Consider the following 19231-nt stretch of genomic DNA (forward strand, 5'->3'; position numbering starts at 1 on the left):
ATCGAGATCTCGCGAGCTAGAGCCATGCACGGGCTAGGCGCCCCCGTGGAAACAGGCAAAGCGGCCTGTTTCCAACGCTGCAGGGCCGACGCGCAGCAGATCGATACTAGACGATCAGCGACCTTCGGCCAAAAGCTGGTCAAGGATAGCATTGCCATCGAAGTGCTTGGCAGTGATCTCGTCCCAGGTACCAAGGACTTCGGTCGGGTTGATCAGGCGCAGATCCTGGAACTGGCCTGCGGTTTCGGCAGCCACTTCCTTGTCTTGCACACGGTAGTGGTAAGTGGTCAGCAGCTTCTGAATGTCCTTGCTGTACTGGAAGTCTAGGTAGGCTTTGGCGACATCGCGGGTGCCCTTCTCGTCAACCACCTTGTCCACCACGGCAACCGGGAATTCGGCCAGCACGCTTACCGGCGGCACCACCACTTCGAACTCGCCGGATTTGAACTCTTCGCCATTGGCGATATTGACCACTTCCGATTCGAAACTCAGCAGTACATCGCCCTGACCGTTCTGTGCGAAGGCCACGGTGGCACCACGGCCGCCGGTGGGGAAGTTCTCGACGTTGTGAAGGATCTTGCCGACGAATTCCTTGATCTTGGCTTCATCGCCCTTGAACGCTTCGTTGGCGTACAGCCAGGCACCCAGGTAGCTGTAGCGGGCGTTGCCGGAGGTTTTCGGGTTGGGGAACACCAGCTTCACGTCCGAACGGGCCAGGTCGTCCCAGTTCTTGATGTTCTTCGGGTTGCCCTTGCGAACCAGGAAGGCAGTGGTGCTGTAGTACGGCGAGCTGCCATTGGGGAACTGCTCGGCCCAATCCTTACGCACCAGGCCACGCTTGGCCAGGATATCCACGTCGGTAACCTGGTTGAAGGTCACGGTGTCGACCTTCTTGCCCTGGATGATGTCCTGAGCCTGACGCGAGGTACCAGCGAACGACTGATCGATCTTCAGATCCTTGCCGGTTTCGGCTTTCCAGTGGGCCTGGAACTTGGGGTTGATCTCGGCGAACAGCTCACGGGCCACGTCATAAGAGGCATTGAGAATCGGCTTGTCTGCTGCCAGCACAGCAGCGCTACCGAGCAGCGAGGTGGTGACGGCAGTCGCCAACAGGAGTTTCTTCAGCATGATCCAGGGTTTCCTTACGGGGTAGGTGCGGATGACGGCATCAGTCTGCTTGATGGCCTTATGCCTTAAAAGAATCTATTTATCATAACCATATTCCTCTATGAACTAGAAATACCTTCACCCTCCTCTTTCCTGTAACCAGCTCTTGGCAAATCACCTGAATTCCTAAAAAGAATTGAAGGAAAAAAGCCCGCCTGGTTTCCCGGGCGGGCTTTCTTCATTGCAGCGGTTGTCAGTGGCGGATCACTCCTCCCACTTGCCGCCTTCGACGATGATCGCTTCTGGATCGGTGCCCTCGGCCAGCTCCGGACGAACGTACTGATCGTACAGGCTGAGCAGGAATTTCTCCTCGCCCAGCTTGGCCAGCTCATCGTTAACCCAGTCGCGCAGTTCGCTGTTGCCCTTCTTCACTGCCGGGGCGATCGGTGCTTCATCGCCCAGGGTTTCGGCGAGGACGCGATAGCCCGGATTCTGCTTGGCCCAGCTGAACAGCACCAGGTTGTCCTGGGCATAGGCATCGCCACGACCGTTGGCCAGGGCCTGCAGCGACTCGGAGTTCTTCTCGAACTTGAGCAGTTTCCACTCCGGATGGTTCCTGGTCAGCCAGATATCGGCGGTGGTGCCGGTGGTGACGATGGTGGTCTTGTCGGCCAGGTCGTCGAGCTTCTGTACGTCACTGCCGTCGGCCACCAGGGCCTGAACGGCGACGCGCAGGTTCGGGTTGGTGAAATCCACCGCCTCGGCGCGCTCCGGGGTGACGGTCATGTTGGCGAGGATCAGGTCGACCTTGTCGCTCTGCAGGAACGGGATACGACTGGCCGGCTCGACGACCACGAATTCGACTTTCTTCTCGTCGCCGAGCAGATCCTTGGCGAAGCGTTTGGCGATATCGGTATCGAAGCCGACGTACTCGCCCTGCTCGTTGACGAAGCCGAATGGCGGCTTGTCGCTGAAGACACCGACGATCAGCTTGTCGCGGGCCTTGATCTTCTCCAGGTAGCTGTCGCTGGGCGCAGCTTCGGCGGCCGGCGGCGTCGGTGCGGCGGGCTCGGCCGCGGCCTGCTTGGGTTCATCGGATGGGCCGCAACCAATCAGCAGGCTGGCAGCGAGCAAGGGGAATGTCAGGGCAGATTTAAAGGTCATTGCGCTTTCCTTTTGGGCATGTTTTCCACGTAGGAGAACTTCTCCAGAAACTGCTGCGCGCGTGCGGTTTGCGGGTTGCTGAAAAAAGTTTCAGGGTCGTTCTGTTCGGCGATCACGCCGCCGTCCATGAACAGGATTCGGTCGGCCACCGCCCGGGCGAAGGCCATTTCGTGAGTGACGATAAGCATGGTCATGCCGCCTTCGGCGAGGCCGAGGATCACTTCCAGCACCTCCTTGACCATCTCCGGGTCGAGGGCGGCGGTCACCTCGTCGAACAACATCACCTGCGGGTTCATGCACAGCGCCCGGACGATGGCGATGCGCTGCTGCTGGCCGCCAGACAACTCACGCGGGTAGGCATTGCGCTTGTCCAGCAGGCCGACCCGCTCCAGCAGCGCCTTGGCCTGCGCCAGGGCCTCACCGAAGGCACGTCTCTGCACCTTGAGCGGGCCGAGCAGGATGTTCTCCAGCACCGTCTTGTTGGGGAACAGGTGGTAGCTCTGGAACACCATGCCGATTTCCTGGCGCACGGCGCGCCAGTCGGTCTTGCCGCCCAGCTCGCGCCCGGCGAAACGCAGGCTGCCGCCCTGCCCCTGCTCCAGACCATTGAGGCAGCGCAGCAGAGTGCTCTTGCCGCAACCGCTGGGGCCGAGGATCACCACCACCTCGCCGCGCTCGACACGCAGGTCGACCTTGCGCAGCACCGGCGTGGCGCCGAAGCTTTTGCTGAATGAATCCAGTTCGATCAACGCGGTCATGCATGACTCCAGCGACGTTCCAGCACGCGCGAGGCGGCCGACAGCGGATAACAGAGGACAAAGAAAAACAGGAACAGGAAGCCGTAGATCAGCACCGACTCGTAGGTGCGCTCGATGATCTGCTGACCGACCTTGATCACATCCACCACGCCGATCAGCACCGCCAGCGAGCTGGTCTTGATCAGCCGCGTATAGACGTTGATGGTCGGCGGCGTCATGCGCTTGAGCGCCTGGGGCAGCAGCACCTCGCCGTACAGCTGCCAGGTGTTCAGGCCGATGGCCAGACCGGCCTCACGCTGGCCACGGGGCAGCGAACGCAAGCCGCCGCGCACCACCTCGCCCACCTCGCTGGCGCCCCATAACGACAACACCAGCACCGCGCACCAGAAGCTCGGCACGCTGACGCCGGCGAAGATCGGCAACCCGAAGAAGAACAGATACAGCCAGACCAGCACCGGGATCGCCCGGAACAGTTCCAGGTAGACCCGCAGCAGCCCATCGAGCCAGGCCGAACCGAGACTGCGCAACACCCCGTAGAGCACGCCACCCAAAGTGCTGAAGGCGATGGCCGAGGCAGAAATGCTCAGGGTTTCCCAGGCGCCGCGGGCCAGCTGCGGCGCCGACACCCAGAGCAGCTCAAGACCCGAACTGGCCATGTTGCAGCCTCCTTTCCAGTACACCCAACAGCAGCGACAGCGGCAGGAACAGCAGCACGCACAGGGCGGTCATCACTGCGAGCATCTCGTAGGTCTTGTAGTACAGGGCGATGTAGCTCTTGGTGGTGTAGAGAATCTCCGGCACCGCCACCGCCGAGACCACGGTGGTTTCCTTGAGCAGGAAGATGAAGTTGGCGAACAGCGCCGGCAGGCTGAGCAAACCGGCCTGGGGCAGGATCACGTGGCGCAGCAGTTGCCAGCGCGACAGGCCGATGGACAGCCCCGACTCGATCTGCGCTTTGGGCACCGCCTCCACACCGGCGCGCAGCACTTCGGTCAGGTAGGCGCCACCGAGAAAGGTCATGGCGATGATCGCCGCAGCGAACCCGGACAGACGGATGCCGATCACCGGCAAGGCGAAGTAGATGAAGAACAGCTGGATCAGCAAGGGGGTGTTACGCGCCACTTCAACGTAGAGGCCGACCAGGCGCCGCAAGAACGGCACGCGCCAGACCAGAATCGCCGAGTTGAGCAACGCCACCAGCAAGGAACAGGCAATGGCGATGGCGCCGACTTGCAAGGTGACGCCAACGGCCTTGAGAAAGGCTGGCAGCGTCGACAATACGAATGGCCAATCGAAGCTCATGGCTGCGACCCGCCGTCACACAAAAGGGCTTGCAACTGCAGCCCGACTACCACGAACGAACGCATCGTCAACACCAAAATCGACTACCGCGTTGTGCGCAGCAGTACATGGCCAGGAGCACGCGGGAAGGGATGACGCCCACGTGCCGGTTTTCAATCTGGTTATCAGCTACCCGGATTGGCGTGGGCTTCCTCGAAGAAGTAATCCTTCCAGGAACCAGCCTTGTTCTTCAACACGCCCAGCTCATGCAATTTCTCGGCGTAGATGAAGGTTCGCTCCGGCGATACGGTGAAGTCGATTTCCGGATCGATGACGATCTTCTGCACGAACTCCAGCGGCAGCTTGGAGTTCTCGACCTTGATGTAGGTCTCTGCCGCGGCGGCCTTGTCGGCCTTGATGATCTGCGAAGCCTCGACCAGCGCATCGTAGAAGGCCTTGTAGGTCTTCGGGTTCTGGTCGTGGAATTTCTCGGTGGCGTACAACACGTTGAACGTGGCCTGGCCGCCGAGGATGTCGTAGGAGCTGATCAGCTTGTGCACGTCGGGGTTTTCCAGCGCCTGGTACTGGAACGGCGGGCTGGAGAAATGCGCGGTGATTTCCGAGCCGCCCTTGATCAGCGCAGCGGTGGCGTCCGGGTGCGGCAGGCTCACGGAGATCTTGTCGAAACGCTGGAAGTCGGCATTGCCGTACAGCTTGGCGGTTTCGATCTGCAGGGTGCGCGACTGGAAGCCCACGCCGGCGGCTGGCACGGCGATGCGATCCTTCTCGCCGAGATCCTGCAGGGTCTTGACCTCGGCCTTGTTGCTCAGCAGGTAGTTGGGCATGGAACCCAGGGACGCGACAGCCTTGACGTTCTGCTTGCCGTGGGTGCGATCCCACACGGTGAGCATCGGCGGTACACCGGCCGAGACCACGTCGATGGCGCCAGCCAACAGGGCTTCGTTCATTGCCGTGGCGCCGGAGATGGTGCGCCACTCGACGTCGATGCTGTCCAGGCCCTGGGCCTTGGCGTGCTTCTCGATCAGTTGCTGATCCTTGACCACATGCAGCACCAGATAGCCGATACCGAACTGCTGGGCAATGCTGATCTTGCCTTCCGCGTGGGCGACCAGCGGGGTTGCCAGGGCGCCAAGCAGGCCCAGAGCAGTGGCCAGACGGCCGAGTTTGAATGTGTTGGTCATCAATTTTCTCGTTATGTCATTCAGTGGACGTGGTGAGTTTCGTAGGGTGGATCGGGGCGCGTAGCTGACGCTTTTTTCATCCACCATTGCACTCGAAATCGGTGAATCGGTCGGGCCGCACAGGTGGATCGGTGAAGCGTGATCCACCCTATGAAGGGCTCTACCTCTGCATCCCCCAGCGCTTGACGGTGATGCGCTCGACGGTGGCGAACACCAGGTTCTCCACCAGCAGGCCAATCAGAATCACCGCCACCAGGCCGGCGAATACCTTGTCGGTGTACAGCTCGTTGCGGTTCTGGAAGATGTACCAGCCCAGGCCGCCCTTGCCGCTGGAAGCACCGAACACCAGTTCGGCGGCGATCAGCGTGCGCCAGGCGAAGGCCCAGCCGATCTTCAGACCGGCGAGGATCGACGGCAGCGCCGCGGGAATCAGGATGAACAGCACGAAGCGCATGCCCTTGAGGCCATAGTTGCGCCCGGCCATGCGCTGGGTTTCCGACACACCGAGAAAGCCGGCGTAGGTATTCAGTGCCAACGCCCAGAGCACGGAGTGCACCAGCACGAAGATCAGGCTGTTCTCGCCCAGGCCGAACCACAGCAGCGACAGCGGCAGCAGTGCGATGGCGGGCAGCGGGTTGAACATCGAGGTCAGGGTCGACAGCAGGTCGCGGCCCAGTTGCGTCGACACCGCCAGGGTGGTGAGCAGGAAGGCCATGCCGATACCGATCAGGTAGCCCTTGACCAGTACCGACAGCGAAACCGCCACCTTCTCCAGCAGCTCACCACTGCCGATGCCTTCGACGAAAGCCTTGGCGGTCTGCAGGAAGCTCGGTAGCAACAGGTCGTTGGCCTGGTAGCGCGCCGCGGCTTCCCAGATCAGCGCGAGTGCCAACAGAATCACCGACTTGCGCAGCCAGCCCTGCTGCCAAAGACGCTGCCCCAGGGACAGCTCGCGCTCCACTTTGAGGCCGGGCAACGGTTGCAGGGGGATTTCGTATTCCTCACGCCGTGCGGGGGAAAGACTCATGGTTTCATTCTCCTCAGTAGGCGATGCGGATGTCGTGGAAGCCCAGCTCGACGGCATGGCCGCTGTCGACCTCCTCGTCGAACAGCAGGCGATGGATGCGCTGTGCGGTCTGCTGGAACCCCACACCGCCGAGGCTGTGCAGGTCGTACTGGTGGCTGTTGATTTCCGCCCTCACCCGCCCCGGATGGGGCGACAGCAGCAGGATGCGGTTACCGACGATCAGCGCCTCTTCGATGGAATGGGTGACGAACAGCAGGGTGAAGCGCACCTCCTCCCACAGCTCCAGCAACTCCTCCTGCATCTTGCGACGGGTCAGCGCATCGAGGGCGGCGAAGGGCTCGTCCATCAGCAGGATCTTCGGCTGCATGGCCAGCGCGCGGGCAATCGCCACACGAGCTTTCATGCCGCCGGACAGGGTGTGCGGGTAGGCATCGGCGAAAGCGGCCAGGCCGACCTTCTCCAGGTAATGCAGGGCGCGCTCCTCGGCTTCGCGACGCTTGAGCGTGCGCGAAGCCAGCAGCGGGAACATCACGTTCTGTTTCACCGTCTTCCAGGGCGGCAACTGGTCGAACTCCTGGAACACGACGATGCGATCCGGGCCTGGATCGCGCACCTGGATGCCATCCAGGCGAATGTTGCCGCCGACCGGTTCGATAAAACCGGCCACCGCCTTGAGCAGGGTGGACTTACCGCAACCGGACGGGCCGAGCAGCACGAAACGATCGGCACGATCCACCTCGAAGCTGACTTCGTGGGTGGCACGTACGACGCGCTGCGGGGTGCGGTACTCGAGGCTGACCTTCTTCACCTGCAACAGGGTGTCGAAGGCGCCTCGATCCAATGTGCTGGCCGTGTGGCCTTGCAGAGGGGCATTCATGGTTTTCAGCTTCCCTGACCGATGGCGGCGTCTTCAAAGAAGTAGTCCTGCCACGTGGCCGGTTTGTTTTTGATGGCGCCGACACGGTGCAGGAAGTCGGCCAGCGGATAGGTGTTGGTGGGCGTGACGGAGAACTGGAACTGGTCGTTGTCGATGATTTTCAGCAGGTCTTCACGGCTGATCTTGGCGCCGGTGACGCGGATGTAGGTGTCCGCCGCCGCGCCTTTGTCCTTCTGGGCGAACTCGGCCGCTTCGGCCAGCGCGCCGACGAAGGCCTTGTAGGTCTTGGGGTTGTCGTTACGGAATTTCTCGGTGGAATACAGTACCGTCGGCGAGTTCGGGCCGAGCAGCTCGTAGGTGTCGAGCACCACATGCACATCCGGGTTCTCCAGCGCCTGGTTCTGGAACGGCGGGTTGGAGAAGTGCCCGGTCAACTCGGTGCCGCCCGCTTTCAGCGACGCGGTAGCATCCGGGTGCGGCAGCGCCAGGGTGTACTTGTCCAGGCGGTTGAACTGGTCATCGCCCCACTGCTTGGCCGCGGCGTACTGCAGGAAACGCGACTGCACCGACACGCCCACCGCAGGAACGGCGATGCGATCCTTCTCGGTGAAGTCGGCGATGGTCTTGACCTTGGGGTTGTTGCTCAGCAGGTAGTACGGGAAGTTGCCCAGCGAGGCCACGCCCTTGACGTTCTGGCGACCATGGGTGCGATCCCATACGGTCAGCAGCGGGCCAATGCCGGCACCGGCGATATCGATGGCGCCGGACAGCAGCGCATCATTGATCGCCGCACCACCGGACAACTGCTGCCAGTTGACCTTGATGTCCAGGCCTTCGGCCTTGCCGTGCTTCTCGATCAGTTGCTGGTCGCGCACCACGTTGAGCAGCAGGTAAACGATACCGAACTGCTCGGCGATACGGATCTGCCCCTCGGCGTGAGCCGCTTGCGGCGCGACCAGGCTGCCTGCCAGCAGGCTCAGACTCAGGGCGATGCCGCCGGCCAGGCGGCCAAAACGGGGAACGAAGGGAAAGCGCTTACCTGCCGACATGTCGAGGCTCCATGAAAATGGGTCAAAAATTTAAAGGGTGTCGAATCGATTAGCAGGTCGTTGAAAAACGTAGGCGAGGCAGGCAGCGCAAGGCAAAAACAGGCGAGAAAGCGGAGTGTACGAGTAGTACATGAGCATTTTGAGCCTGTTTTTAACGCAGCGATGGCAACGCAGGTAGTTTTCAGCAGCCTGTCAGAACGGCACGTCACCCTGGATTGTTGTGCGGTGCATGCGCCGGCGCAGATGGCTCGGGCAGCCGGTCGCCAGATGGATCAGCGCGCGGTTGTCCCAGAACACCATGTCGTTCGGCTGCCACTGGTGGCGGTAGATGAATTCGGGCTTCGCACTGTGGGCGTTGAGCTCGGTGAGGATCTGCCGGCTCTCGTCCTCGGGGACGTCGAGAATATGGGTGGTGAAGTTCTCGTTGACGAACAGCCCTTTGCGCCCGGTTTCCGGGTGGGTGCGTACCACCGGATGCACCACCGCCTTGACCTCGGCCAGTTGCGCCTCGGTCAGCGTCGGGCGGCGGATACCCTTGAACACTTCATCGGCATAACGGGCGGTGTAGGAATGCGCGGCGCGCTTGCCATCGATGGCCTGGCGCAGCTCGGCCGGCAGTGTCTCGTAGGCCAGTTGCTGGCTGGCGAACAGCGTATCGCCGCCCTCTTCCGGCAGCTCCTGGGCGAGCAGCATGGAGCCCAGGCTAGGGAATTCCTTATAGGACAGATCCGAGTGCCAGTATTTGCCGGCATCGCCCAGACCGACCGGCTGACCGTTCTCGACGATGTTGGAAATGATGAAAACTTCCGGGTGGTTGGCCAGCAGGAACTGCTTGAGCACGTGGATCTGCAGCACGCCGAAACGACGGCTGAAATCGATCTGCTGCTGCGGGGTAATACGCTGGTCGCGAAACACCACCACGTTGTAGTCGAGGTGAGCGCGGTGAACGCGGGCGAAATCGGCGTCATTCAGCGGACGGCTGAGGTCGAGGCCGACGATCTCGGCACCGACAGCAGCGGAAAAGGGGCGTACTTCAAAATTCTGCGTTGGCTGATGGATAGCAGAACTCAAGGACACGGCAGACATTCGCGCAACTCCACACGTAAGGGCGCCAGCAAGGCGCATCTCAGAAGCAGGTGTTCGGCACCTGTATTCAGTCGTGCGGCGCGCCGGTTAGCCAGCGGGTACGCATATGCGAACTATATAGGCATAAGAATCAGCTTTTAAATATCGTTTTAGAATTAACTTATGGCTGGATCATCGGTGCGCCATCATCACCCCAAGCATGGCTCCAACGCCCGTGCAGCCACCTCGCAGCGGCATCGAGCAGAAAGCCCAGCAGAAGATGCCGATGGCCAGGTCTCACGACTGCTCAAGCAGGGAGTGGCCGTTGCCGAGGTCGTCGGCATATTGCCCGGGGCATTTCGCAAGCAGTTCAACGGTGCTACAGCGCTATAAAATATGACGGCCATAAAAAACGCCGACAGAGGCTTTGCCTCTGTCGGCGTGGTCAGCAGCGGCGGCAGCGAGCGTGAGCTCGCCACGTCTTAGAACGCGGGTACTACAGCGCCCGAGTACTTCTTCTCGATGAATGCCTTCACCTCCGGGCTGGTCAGTGCGTCAGCGAGTTTCTTGATGGCTTCGCTGTTCTGGTTGTCCGGACGCGAGACCAGATAGTTCACGTACGGTGAATCCTTATCTTCGAGCACCAGAGCGTCTTCAGTCGGGTTGAGCTTGGCTTCCAGCGCGTAGTTGGTGTTGATCAGCGCCAGGTCGACCTGATCCAGCACGCGCGGCAGCATCGCCGCTTCCAGTTGCTTGAACTGGAAGTTGTGCGGGTTGGTCGCCAGATCCTTCGGCGTGGCCTGTATATAGGTCGGATCCTTGAGGGTCAGCAGGCCGGCGTGTTGCAGCAGTTGCAGAGCGCGGCCGCTGTTGCTGGCTTCATTGGGGATGGCGATGGTGGCGCCGTCCGGCAGATCCTTCAGGCTCTTGTACTTGCTGGAGTAGCCGCCGAAGGGTTCGACGTGCACGCCCTTGACGATCACCAGGTGGGTGCCGCGGCTTTCATTGAAACCGTCCAGATAAGGCTTGGTCTGGAAGTAGTTGGCATCCAGTTGCTTCTGCTCGACCTGCAGGTTGGGCTGCACGTAGTCGGTGAATACCTTGATCTGCAGGTCGATGCCCTGCTCTGCCAGCTTCGGCTTGATCAGTTCGAGAATCTCGGCATGGGGAACCGGGGTTGCCGCTACGCTGAGTTTTTCGGCGGCGAATGCGGTGGTGGACAGAACGGAGGCCAGTGCGGCCAGCAGAAGTGTTTTTTTCATGATTGTTCTCGTATGGTTACCGTTGGATCGACAACGGCATGATCGTGTTGGCCATTCCGGGTAGGTCGGCGCGCTGACGATACGGCCCGTCTTTATTCAAACGAAATACTTTTAATTCATCTTGTTATTCATTTAAAGAATAAGCATGAGTAAATTCGCTTGTTGTGTTTCGGGCTCACTTCTACAGTGATACCCATCCTCACCTTCCGGCAGTGAATCCCCATGATCAGTGAAGCTCTGAACCGCTTCGAGCGGCTCGAACTGGTTCCTCATGTAACACCACTGCAGCGCCTCGAACGGCTGTCCCGCCATTTCGGCCGTGACATCCATATCAAGCGTGACGATCTGACGCCTTTCGCATTGGGCGGCAACAAGGCACGCAAGCTGGAATACCTGGGCAGCGATGCGCTGATACAACAGGCCGATACCCTGATCACCGCGGGCGCCATCCAGTCCAACCACGTACGGCAGACCGCCGCGCTGGCGGCACAGCTAGGCCTGTCCTGCGTGGCACTGCTGGAAAACCCCATCGGCACCCAGGATCAGAACTACCTGAATAATGGCAACCGCCTACTCCTCGATCTGTTCGGTACCCGCGTGGAACACGTCGACACCCTGGAAGACGCCGACATACAGCTGATGGCCAAAGCCGAGCACCTGCGCGCGGCTGGCAAGCGCCCTTATGTGATCCCGATCGGCGGTTCCAATGCCCTGGGTACACTGGGTTATGTCAAAGCCGGTTTGGAGCTGGCCGAGCAGATCGAACAGGTGCAGATCCCTGCCGGCACGCTGGTGCTGGCCTCCGGCAGCGGTGCGACCCATGCCGGTATCGCTCTCGCCCTGGCTTACCTGCTGCCTGACTGGCGGGTGGTTGGCGTTACCGTATCGCGTAGTGCCGATGCCCAGCGCCCCAAGGTTGCCAGCCTGGTACAACATACTGCCGAACTACTCGGTATCCCGGTGCCCGAGACGCTTTCCATCGAACTCTGGGATGGTTATTTCGCACCACGCTACGGCGAGGCCAATGCCGGCACCCTTGATGCCATTAGCCTGTTGGCCAGCAACGAGGGGCTTCTACTCGATCCGGTTTACACCGGAAAAGCCTTCGCGGGCCTGCTGGACGGACTGCAGACTGGTGCATTCGAAGACGGCAGACCGGTGGTCTTCCTGCATACCGGCGGCACTCCAGCGCTGTTCGCTTACCAGTCCCTGACTGATCAACAAAAATGAATATATAAATAATTTTTTATTATTTTATCGAATATACCTAGACCCATTAGAGTGCCGCACTTCGCACACAACAAGACCAGAGGCTCAGCTATGACATTCACAACATTGCGTCGCCAGTTCCTTATCGGCAGTTTTAGTCTGGCCCTCTGCGCCGGCCTCGGTAGCCAGGCATTTGCCGCAGACGATCTGCTGCAGAAAATCAAGGGCAACGGCAGCATCAAGGTGGGCCTCGAAGGCACCTATCCACCGTTCAACTTCCAGGACGCAAGCGGCAAGCTCGCTGGCTTCGAAGTGGACTTCGCCAACGCTTTGGCAAAAGAACTGGGCGTGGATGCCAGCTTTCAACCCACCAAATGGGACGGCATTCTTGCTTCTCTCGAGTCAGGGCGACTGGATGTCGTGATCAATCAGGTCACCATCTCGGATGAGCGCAAGAAGAAGTACGACTTCTCCACGCCTTACACCGTATCTGGCATTCAGGTGCTGACGCGCAAGGGCCAGGAAGATCAGTTCGGCAAGCCGGAAAACCTCAACGGCAAGAAAGTCGGTGTGGTGCTGGGCAGCAACTACGAGCATTGGCTGAAAGAGAACGTGCCACAGGCCGATATCCGCACCTATGACGATGACGCCACCCGCAACCAGGATGTGCGCGTTGGTCGCGTCGATGCAATTCTGGGCGACCGCCTGGCCGCTTTCGAGCTGATCAGCAAGACCGGCGACACCCTGGCCGTCGCAGGCGAACCATTCGCCCGTCAGGAAGCGGGTGTGGCACTGCGCAAAGGCAACCCGCAATTGCTCGCCGCCATCGACGAAGCCATTGCCAAGCTGCGCGCCGACGGCACCCTGAAAACCATCTCTGAAAAATGGTTCAAGGCTGACGTCACCCAATGATGCAAGACAGCCTCCAGCTGGCGCTGGACTCACTGCCCTTTCTACTCAAGGGCGCGGTATGGACGGTTGTGCTGAGCCTTGGCGGCATGTTCTTTGGCATGCTGCTCGGCTTCGGGCTTGCGCTACTCAGGCTCTACGCCATTGCGCCGCTGGGCTGGCTGGCCCGGGTGTATATCTCCTTCTTCAGGGGCACACCGCTGCTGGTGCAGCTGTTCATGATCTATTACGGCCTGCCGCAGTTGGGGCTTCAGCTGGAACCGTTAAGCGCTGCATTGATCGGCTTCTCGCTGAATATGGCCGCTTATGTAGCGGAAATCATGCGTGCGGCGATCGCCTCCATTGATCGCGGTCAGTGGGAGGCCTCGGCCAGCATCGGCATGAGCAAAACCCAGGCCATGATTCGCACCATTCTGCCCCAGGCAGCGCGTACGGCCTTGCCGCCGCTGGGCAACAGCTTCATCTCGCTGGTCAAGGACACCGCACTGGCAGCCACCATCCAGGTGCCGGAACTGTTCCGCCAGGCACAGTTGATCACCGCCCGTACTTTCGAAATCTTCACCATGTACCTGGCAGCCGCGCTGATCTACTGGATTCTCGCTAGCCTGCTGGCGCATCTGCAGAGCCGCCTGGAAGCACGGGTAAACCGCCACGAGGCGGAAAACTAATGGCCCTCGCCCACACTCGGATACAGAGCGAAGCATGATCACCGTTCGCAACCTGACCAAGGCCTTCAAGGGCCAGACCGTTCTCGACGGCATCGACCTGAGCATCGCCCCCGGCGAGGTGGTGGCCATCATCGGCCCCAGCGGTTCGGGCAAGACCACCCTGCTGCGCTGCCTGAACCTGCTGGAAACGCCCGATGGTGGCAGCATTCGCGTGGGTGACATCGAAGTCGACGCCAGCAAACCCATCAGCCAGCAACAGGGGCTGATCCGCAAGCTGCGTCAGCATGTGGGGTTCGTGTTCCAGAACTTCAACCTGTTCCCGCACCGCACCGCGCTGGAGAACGTTATCGAAGGCCCGGTGGTGGTCAAGAAACAGCCACGCAACGGAGCACTCGAGCGTGGCCGCCAGTTGCTTGCCAAGGTCGGCCTGGCCGGCAAGGAGGATGCGTATCCCAAACGCCTCTCCGGTGGCCAGCAACAGCGTGTGGCGATTGCCCGTGCACTGGCCATGGAACCGGATGTGATTCTGTTCGACGAACCCACCTCGGCGCTGGATCCGGAACTGGTGGGTGAAGTGCTGGCGACCATTCGCGCCCTGGCCGAAGAAAAGCGCACCCTGGTCATCGTCACCCATGAGATGAGTTTCGCCCGAGACGTGGCCAACCGCGCCATCTTCATCGACAAGGGCGTGATCGTCGAACAGGGCGATGCCCGCGAGCTGTTCAGCGCGCCCAAACAGGTACGTACCCAGCAGTTTCTCAGCAAGTTTCTCGGCAACACCTGAAGTGACCGATAGTCACAGCGGGTAGTAGGCATCCCACAGGCGATTACGAAACTTGTAGGTGGGATCCAGCTGGCGTTTGAGCACGAAGTACTCCGGCGCGCGTGGATAAGCCTGCAGAAACTGCTCGCGGCTGGCGTGGATCTGATAAGGCAGATAGTGCCGCCCGCCGCAGCGTAGCGCGGCGGCGATCAAGTCGCGCGTCCAGGCCGCTGCTTTCTGCCGTTCGCTGTCCGAGCTGCCCTGACGGTAGTAGAGCACCAGGGCGAAGACCTCCTCGGGAGCCCAGCTCAACAAGGTATCGGGATCCGCCTTGGCATGGCGAATGGAGACATTGATCAGCGTCGCCTGATGCTGATGGGTCAGGCGCCCCAATTCGCCGATGAAACGTTCCAGTTGTGCCGGCGGTACGAAATACTCCTGCAGCACATAACTGAAGCCGGGGCCGGAGATCGGTTCCAGCTCGCTGACATCGAGGCTGGCCTCGCGGTTACGCCATTGCACCTTGGGGTTGCGAAACAGCAGAGGGTCGAGCGTCGTTTCACGCAGTTTGATGCCCGAAGGCGATCCGCTCAGGCGAATCCCGGCCCGTTGCAGGTGGCTGCCCTGCTGCGTGGGGATCAGCCGTTCGACTTCCGTCAACGCAGCGTCAGTACGCCGATAGGACACCGCACGCACCGTAGAAAAATCGTCGGGATAAAGAATGCCGTTGTGCATCACCAGATCCGCCTGCGAGGCGACCTCACGGTAGAACCAAGGGCGGTACTCCTGCAGCGGCATGACCTGGCTTTCCCGGGCGATGCGGGTATTCTCCACCAGGCCCAGCGTGGCTTCGACTATCACCCCCAGGCCACCGTAGCCGCCAATCGCGCCATGGAACAATGCGATGTTGTGGGTCGGGCTGGCGTCCACCACGCTGCCATCGGCCAGCACAACGCGGATGGCCCGCACCGAACCGACGATCGGGCCTTCGCCCACGTAACGGCCGTGCACATTGACCGACAGCGAGCCGCCCACCGTGAAGTTGGCGTAGGACTGCATGATCTGCGGCGAGAGGTCGTACGGGTCGATGTATTCGAGCAACGCACGCCAGGTGATGCCGCTCTGCACGCGGATCTCGCGGCGCTCGGCGGAGAATGCCAGGATCTGATCGAGGCCGTCTGCCCACCCATGCTGTAGCGGCCACCACCGATACTGATCGGCCCTGCATGGTTGCGCAGCGCATCGATGACCTCCTGCTCGCTGCGCGGCACGATCACCCGCTCGACCGCAACCGGGTTGAGGCCTGTCACGTCATTGACGACCTCCCGAGCGGCAACGCCCAGGCTCAGCACGCACAGACACAGGAGCAAACGGCGCATCGACCTTCCTTGGTAAATACAAACGGGTACAGAGATCATGTGAACGCTCGCCGCACCCTTGACGCCGGAGCGCTTCAGTCGCGGTCGAGCAGGTGAAACCGGGGTAGCGAGAAGTGCCAGCGGATCGCTGCAAGCCGAATCACCAGCACCACCAGCATGGCAATGCCGGTATCCAGCCAGTGCGGCGTTTCCAGCATGCGCAGCAGCACGAAGGTCACGGCGCCGGCCAGGCAGGCGGTGGCGTAGATCTCCTTCTTGAAGATCAGCGGGATCTCGTTGCAGATCACATCGCGCATCACGCCACCGGCAACGCCGGTCATCACGCCCATGATCACCGCCGTGCTGGATGGCATGGCGTACTGCAGGGCGACTTCGGTACCGATCACGGTGAACACTGCCAGGCCAAAGGCATCGGCGATCAGCAAGCCCTTTTCGTGGATCGGTCGGGTCAGGCGCACCCAGATCACCGTACCCACAGCGGCCAGCGAGGCGACCAGGATATAGGTGTCGTTGCGAATCCAGCTGACCGGGTGGTTGTCGAGGATCACATCGCGCAAGGTGCCGCCACCGAGCGCGGTAATGATGGCGATCACCAGCACGCCGAACAGATCCATGGACTTGCGCCCAGCCATCAGCGCGCCGGTGATGGCGAACACCGCCACCCCGAACAGATCCGCAAGGTAGAACAGCAGGCTCATCGACAAGTCAGTTCACCGGCGTGCGCAGGGTGACGAACTCCTCGGCCGCGCTCGGATGAACGCCGATGGTCTCGTCGAACACCTGCTTGGTCGCACCCGCCTTGAGCGCGACCGCCAGACCCTGCACGATCTCGCCGGCATCGGGGCCGACCATGTGGCAACCCAGCACGCGATCCGTCTTGGCATCTACCACCAGCTTCATCAGGGTGCGCTCATCGCTTTCGGTCAGAGTCAGCTTCATCGGCCGGAAGCGGCTTTCGAAGATTTTCACCTCGTGCCCGGCTTCGCGCGCCTGCTCTTCGCTCAGGCCCACGGTGCCGATATTCGGCAGGCTGAACACCGCGGTCGGGATCATCCGATAATCGACCTTGCGGTATTCCTCTGGCTTGAACAGGCGGCGTGCCACGGCCATGCCTTCGGCCAGAGCCACGGGTGTCAGTTGTACGCGGCCAATCACGTCACCGATAGCCAGGATCGACGGCGCCTTGGTCTGGTACTCATCGTCGACCTCGATATAGCCCTTGTCATCGAGGCTGATGGAGGTGTTTTCCAGCCCCAGATTGTCGAGCATCGGCCGCCGCCCGGTGGCGTAGAAGATGCAATCGGCCTGCAGGGTGCGGCCATCCTTCAAGGTGGCCTGCAGGCTACCATCGGCCTGCTTGTCGATCCGCGCGATATCGGTATTGAATTGCACATCCAGACCACGCTTGCCCAGTTCTTCATGCAGGTGCGTACGCAGGGAATTGTCGAAGCCACGCAGGAACAGATCGCCGCGATACAGCAGCGAGGTTTGCGCGCCGAGGCCGTTGAAGATCGAGGCGAACTCCACAGCGATATAACCACCCCCCATCACCAGAACGCGTTTGGGCAGCTCTTCCAGGAAGAACGCCTGGTTGGAATTGATCGCGTGCTCGTGCCCTGGAATATCGGGGATGTGCGGCCAGCCACCGGTAGCGATCAGAATGCGCTCGGCGCTGTACGTCTTGCCGTCGACTTCGACGCTGTGCTCGTCGAGCAGGCGCGCATGGCCTTCGAGCAGGGTCACACCACTGTTCACCAGCAGTTTTCGATAAATGCCATTGAGGCGCTCGATCTCGCGGTTCTTGTTGGCGATCAGCGTCGGCCAGCTGAACGTGGCCTCGCCGGGCGTCCAGCCAAAGCCCTGGGCCTGTTCGAAATCGTCGGCGAACTGCGCGCCGTACACCAGGAGCTTCTTCGGCACGCAACCAACGTTGACGCAAGTACCACCCAGATAACGGCTTTCCGCCACGGCCACGCGCGCACCATAACCCGCGGAGAAACGCGCCGCACGTACACCGCCGGAACCGGCACCGATAACAAACAGATCGAAATCGTAGGTCATTACAGCCTCCTGAACAGATGCAGAGCATACCGTAAACGAAGCGCCCTGCCCGCCCGCTGCATAGGTCAAACTTATCGTTCGTTTGGCCAGTCTAGAGTCATTAATGAAGGAGCCCGATCATGCGCCCAACCCTCACCCACCTGGCTTTGCACGTACCGGATCTGCAGGCCTGCATCGCGTTCTATGAAGACTTCTGTGGAATGCACGTCATCCACCGGCGGCCCGGCAAGGGTTCGCAGATCGTGTGGATGGCAGAACCAGGTCGGGAAAGCGAATTCATCTTCGTGATCATGCCCGGCGGCGAGCCGCGGCGCCTGGCGGCCAACGATTACAGCCATTTCGGTTTCGCCCTGCAGAGCCGCGAGGAAGTCGACGCCATCGCCGCCAAAGCCGAGGCCGCCGGTTGCCTGATCTGGGCACAACGCGACGAGCCTTACCCAGTTGGCTATTACTGTGGTGTGCAGGATCCCGCGGGCCATTACATCGAGTTCAGCTACGGCCAACCGCTGGGGCCGGGTGCCAGGCCGATCAACGAAAGCTGAAATGAAAAAACCGCCCGAAGGCGGTTTTCTTGTCAGCGAGCCATTCAGCCCCTACCGGTCTTGTAGAGGTTCTCGTAGCAGAAGTTGGTCGCCTCGATATAGCCTTCTGCGCCGCCGCAGTCGAAACGCTGCCCCTTGAATTTATAGGCCAGTACGCAACCATCCTGAGCCTGTTTCATCAGCGCGTCGGTGATCTGGATTTCACCACCCTTGCCCGGCTCGGTTTTTTCGATCAGCCCGAAGATATCCGGGGTCAGGATGTAACGGCCGATGATCGCCAGGTTCGACGGTGCGTCTTCCGGCTTCGGCTTCTCGACCATGCTGTTCACACGGTAGATATCGTCGCGGATCATCTCGCCGGCAATCACGCCGTACTTGTGGATTTCTTCCATCGGCACTTCCTGGACGGCCACGATCGAGCAGCGGAACTGGTTGTACAGCTTGACCATCTGGCTCAGTACGCTGTCACCTTCCAGGTTCAGGCACAGGTCATCGGCCAGCACCACGGCGAACGGCTCGTCACCGATCAGTGGGCGGCCACTGAGAATCGCATGCCCCAGGCCCTTCATTTCCACCTGACGGGTATAGGAGAAGCTGCAGTTGTCGATCAGACGACGAATACCGACCAGGTACTTCTCCTTGTCGGTGTCGCGGATCTGCTCTTCCAGCTCGTAGCTGATGTCGAAGTGATCTTCCAGGGCGCGCTTGCCGCGGCCCGTCACCATGGCAATCTCGTTGAGACCGGCAGACAGCGCCTCCTCCACGCCGTACTGGATCAAAGGCTTGTTCACGATCGGCAGCATTTCCTTGGGCATGGCCTTGGTTGCCGGGAGAAAACGAGTGCCGTAGCCAGCGGCGGGAAACAAGCATTTCTTGATCATGGAAGTCCCTGAATGAGAGAGGGTTAT

At 60.8% G+C, this 19231-nt stretch carries 20 protein-coding genes; 5 read left to right on the forward strand and 15 right to left on the reverse strand.

Annotation, left to right across the window (positions count from 1 at the left end; translation table 11 throughout):
• Positions 1 to 114: 114 nt before the first annotated feature.
• The 11 genes from cysP to DNK06_RS14045 form a co-directional block, all read right to left on the reverse strand.
• The gene (gene cysP, locus DNK06_RS13995) at positions 115 to 1128 is read right to left on the reverse strand and encodes a thiosulfate ABC transporter substrate-binding protein CysP (protein ID WP_131180608.1); all 1014 of its coding nucleotides are present in this window, start codon (positions 1126 to 1128) and stop codon (positions 115 to 117) included.
• 243 nt (positions 1129 to 1371) lie between these two features.
• Positions 1372 to 2271, reverse strand: coding sequence for a transporter substrate-binding domain-containing protein (locus tag DNK06_RS14000; protein WP_131180609.1), 900 nt, complete (start codon positions 2269 to 2271; stop codon positions 1372 to 1374).
• Positions 2268 to 3029, reverse strand: coding sequence for an amino acid ABC transporter ATP-binding protein (locus tag DNK06_RS14005; protein ID WP_131180610.1), 762 nt, complete (start codon positions 3027 to 3029; stop codon positions 2268 to 2270). Before DNK06_RS14005 ends, DNK06_RS14000 begins: the two co-directional genes overlap by 4 nt.
• Positions 3026 to 3685, reverse strand: a complete 660-nt coding sequence (locus DNK06_RS14010; RefSeq protein ID WP_131180611.1) for an amino acid ABC transporter permease — start codon at positions 3683 to 3685, stop codon at positions 3026 to 3028. The genes DNK06_RS14005 and DNK06_RS14010 overlap by 4 nt, the downstream gene beginning before the upstream one ends.
• Complete coding sequence (locus tag DNK06_RS14015; RefSeq protein ID WP_131180612.1) at positions 3666 to 4331, reverse strand: amino acid ABC transporter permease; 666 nt, start codon at positions 4329 to 4331, stop codon at positions 3666 to 3668. Before DNK06_RS14015 ends, DNK06_RS14010 begins: the two co-directional genes overlap by 20 nt.
• Positions 4332 to 4495: 164 nt before the next feature.
• Positions 4496 to 5512, reverse strand: a complete 1017-nt coding sequence (locus tag DNK06_RS14020) for an ABC transporter substrate-binding protein (RefSeq protein ID WP_131180613.1) — start codon at positions 5510 to 5512, stop codon at positions 4496 to 4498.
• A 160-nt stretch (positions 5513 to 5672) separates the two neighbouring features.
• Positions 5673 to 6539 (reverse strand): ABC transporter permease, encoded by an 867-nt coding sequence (locus tag DNK06_RS14025; RefSeq protein WP_131180614.1) that lies wholly within the window; start codon positions 6537 to 6539, stop codon positions 5673 to 5675.
• Between the two features lie 13 nt (positions 6540 to 6552).
• Positions 6553 to 7416 carry an ABC transporter ATP-binding protein gene (locus DNK06_RS14030; protein WP_131180615.1) on the reverse strand — a complete coding sequence of 288 codons (864 nt, stop codon included), beginning with the start codon at positions 7414 to 7416 and terminating at the stop codon, positions 6553 to 6555.
• Between the two features lie 5 nt (positions 7417 to 7421).
• The gene (locus DNK06_RS14035; RefSeq protein WP_131180616.1) at positions 7422 to 8465 is read right to left on the reverse strand and encodes an ABC transporter substrate-binding protein; all 1044 of its coding nucleotides are present in this window, start codon (positions 8463 to 8465) and stop codon (positions 7422 to 7424) included.
• A 192-nt stretch (positions 8466 to 8657) separates the two neighbouring features.
• Entirely contained in the window at positions 8658 to 9551 is an 894-nt protein-coding gene (locus DNK06_RS14040; protein ID WP_131180617.1) for a TauD/TfdA dioxygenase family protein, read from the reverse strand.
• A 461-nt stretch (positions 9552 to 10012) separates the two neighbouring features.
• The gene (locus DNK06_RS14045) at positions 10013 to 10792 is read right to left on the reverse strand and encodes a MetQ/NlpA family ABC transporter substrate-binding protein (protein ID WP_131180618.1); all 780 of its coding nucleotides are present in this window, start codon (positions 10790 to 10792) and stop codon (positions 10013 to 10015) included.
• 222 nt (positions 10793 to 11014) lie between these two features.
• Here DNK06_RS14045 and DNK06_RS14050 point away from each other — a divergent pair, with 222 nt between their 5' ends.
• The 4 genes from DNK06_RS14050 (at position 11015) to tcyN (ending at position 14362) form a co-directional block, all read left to right on the forward strand.
• Entirely contained in the window at positions 11015 to 12022 is a 1008-nt protein-coding gene (locus tag DNK06_RS14050) for a D-cysteine desulfhydrase (RefSeq protein WP_131180619.1), read from the forward strand.
• 90 nt (positions 12023 to 12112) lie between these two features.
• Positions 12113 to 12913 carry a cystine ABC transporter substrate-binding protein gene (gene tcyJ, locus DNK06_RS14055; protein WP_131180620.1) on the forward strand — a complete coding sequence of 267 codons (801 nt, stop codon included), beginning with the start codon at positions 12113 to 12115 and terminating at the stop codon, positions 12911 to 12913.
• Positions 12910 to 13578, forward strand: coding sequence for a cystine ABC transporter permease (gene tcyL, locus DNK06_RS14060; RefSeq protein ID WP_131180621.1), 669 nt, complete (start codon positions 12910 to 12912; stop codon positions 13576 to 13578). The genes tcyJ and tcyL overlap by 4 nt, the downstream gene beginning before the upstream one ends.
• Positions 13579 to 13612: 34 nt before the next feature.
• Entirely contained in the window at positions 13613 to 14362 is a 750-nt protein-coding gene (tcyN, locus tag DNK06_RS14065) for an L-cystine ABC transporter ATP-binding protein TcyN (protein WP_131180622.1), read from the forward strand.
• 12 nt (positions 14363 to 14374) lie between these two features.
• Here tcyN and DNK06_RS14070 read toward each other — a convergent pair whose 3' ends face one another.
• From DNK06_RS14070 to gorA, 3 genes are all read right to left on the reverse strand, one after another.
• The gene (locus tag DNK06_RS14070) at positions 14375 to 15469 is read right to left on the reverse strand and encodes an FAD-binding protein (protein ID WP_242674672.1); all 1095 of its coding nucleotides are present in this window, start codon (positions 15467 to 15469) and stop codon (positions 14375 to 14377) included.
• A gap of 325 nt (positions 15470 to 15794) precedes the next feature.
• Positions 15795 to 16418 carry a trimeric intracellular cation channel family protein gene (locus DNK06_RS14075; protein WP_131180623.1) on the reverse strand — a complete coding sequence of 208 codons (624 nt, stop codon included), beginning with the start codon at positions 16416 to 16418 and terminating at the stop codon, positions 15795 to 15797.
• A 7-nt stretch (positions 16419 to 16425) separates the two neighbouring features.
• Positions 16426 to 17781 carry a glutathione-disulfide reductase gene (gene gorA, locus DNK06_RS14080; RefSeq protein WP_131180624.1) on the reverse strand — a complete coding sequence of 452 codons (1356 nt, stop codon included), beginning with the start codon at positions 17779 to 17781 and terminating at the stop codon, positions 16426 to 16428.
• A 119-nt stretch (positions 17782 to 17900) separates the two neighbouring features.
• Between gorA and DNK06_RS14085 the strand changes: the two genes are divergently transcribed.
• Positions 17901 to 18323, forward strand: coding sequence for a VOC family protein (locus DNK06_RS14085; protein WP_131180625.1), 423 nt, complete (start codon positions 17901 to 17903; stop codon positions 18321 to 18323).
• 44 nt (positions 18324 to 18367) lie between these two features.
• On the opposite strand, the gene galU is transcribed toward DNK06_RS14085, so the two are convergent.
• On the reverse strand, positions 18368 to 19204 hold the full coding sequence (gene galU / locus DNK06_RS14090) for a UTP--glucose-1-phosphate uridylyltransferase GalU (protein ID WP_131180626.1): 837 nt from the start codon (positions 19202 to 19204) through the stop codon (positions 18368 to 18370).
• Positions 19205 to 19231 lie beyond the last annotated feature (27 nt).

It is taken from the genome of Phytopseudomonas daroniae, from assembly GCF_004327285.1.
GTDB lineage: Bacteria > Pseudomonadota > Gammaproteobacteria > Pseudomonadales > Pseudomonadaceae > Aquipseudomonas > Aquipseudomonas daroniae.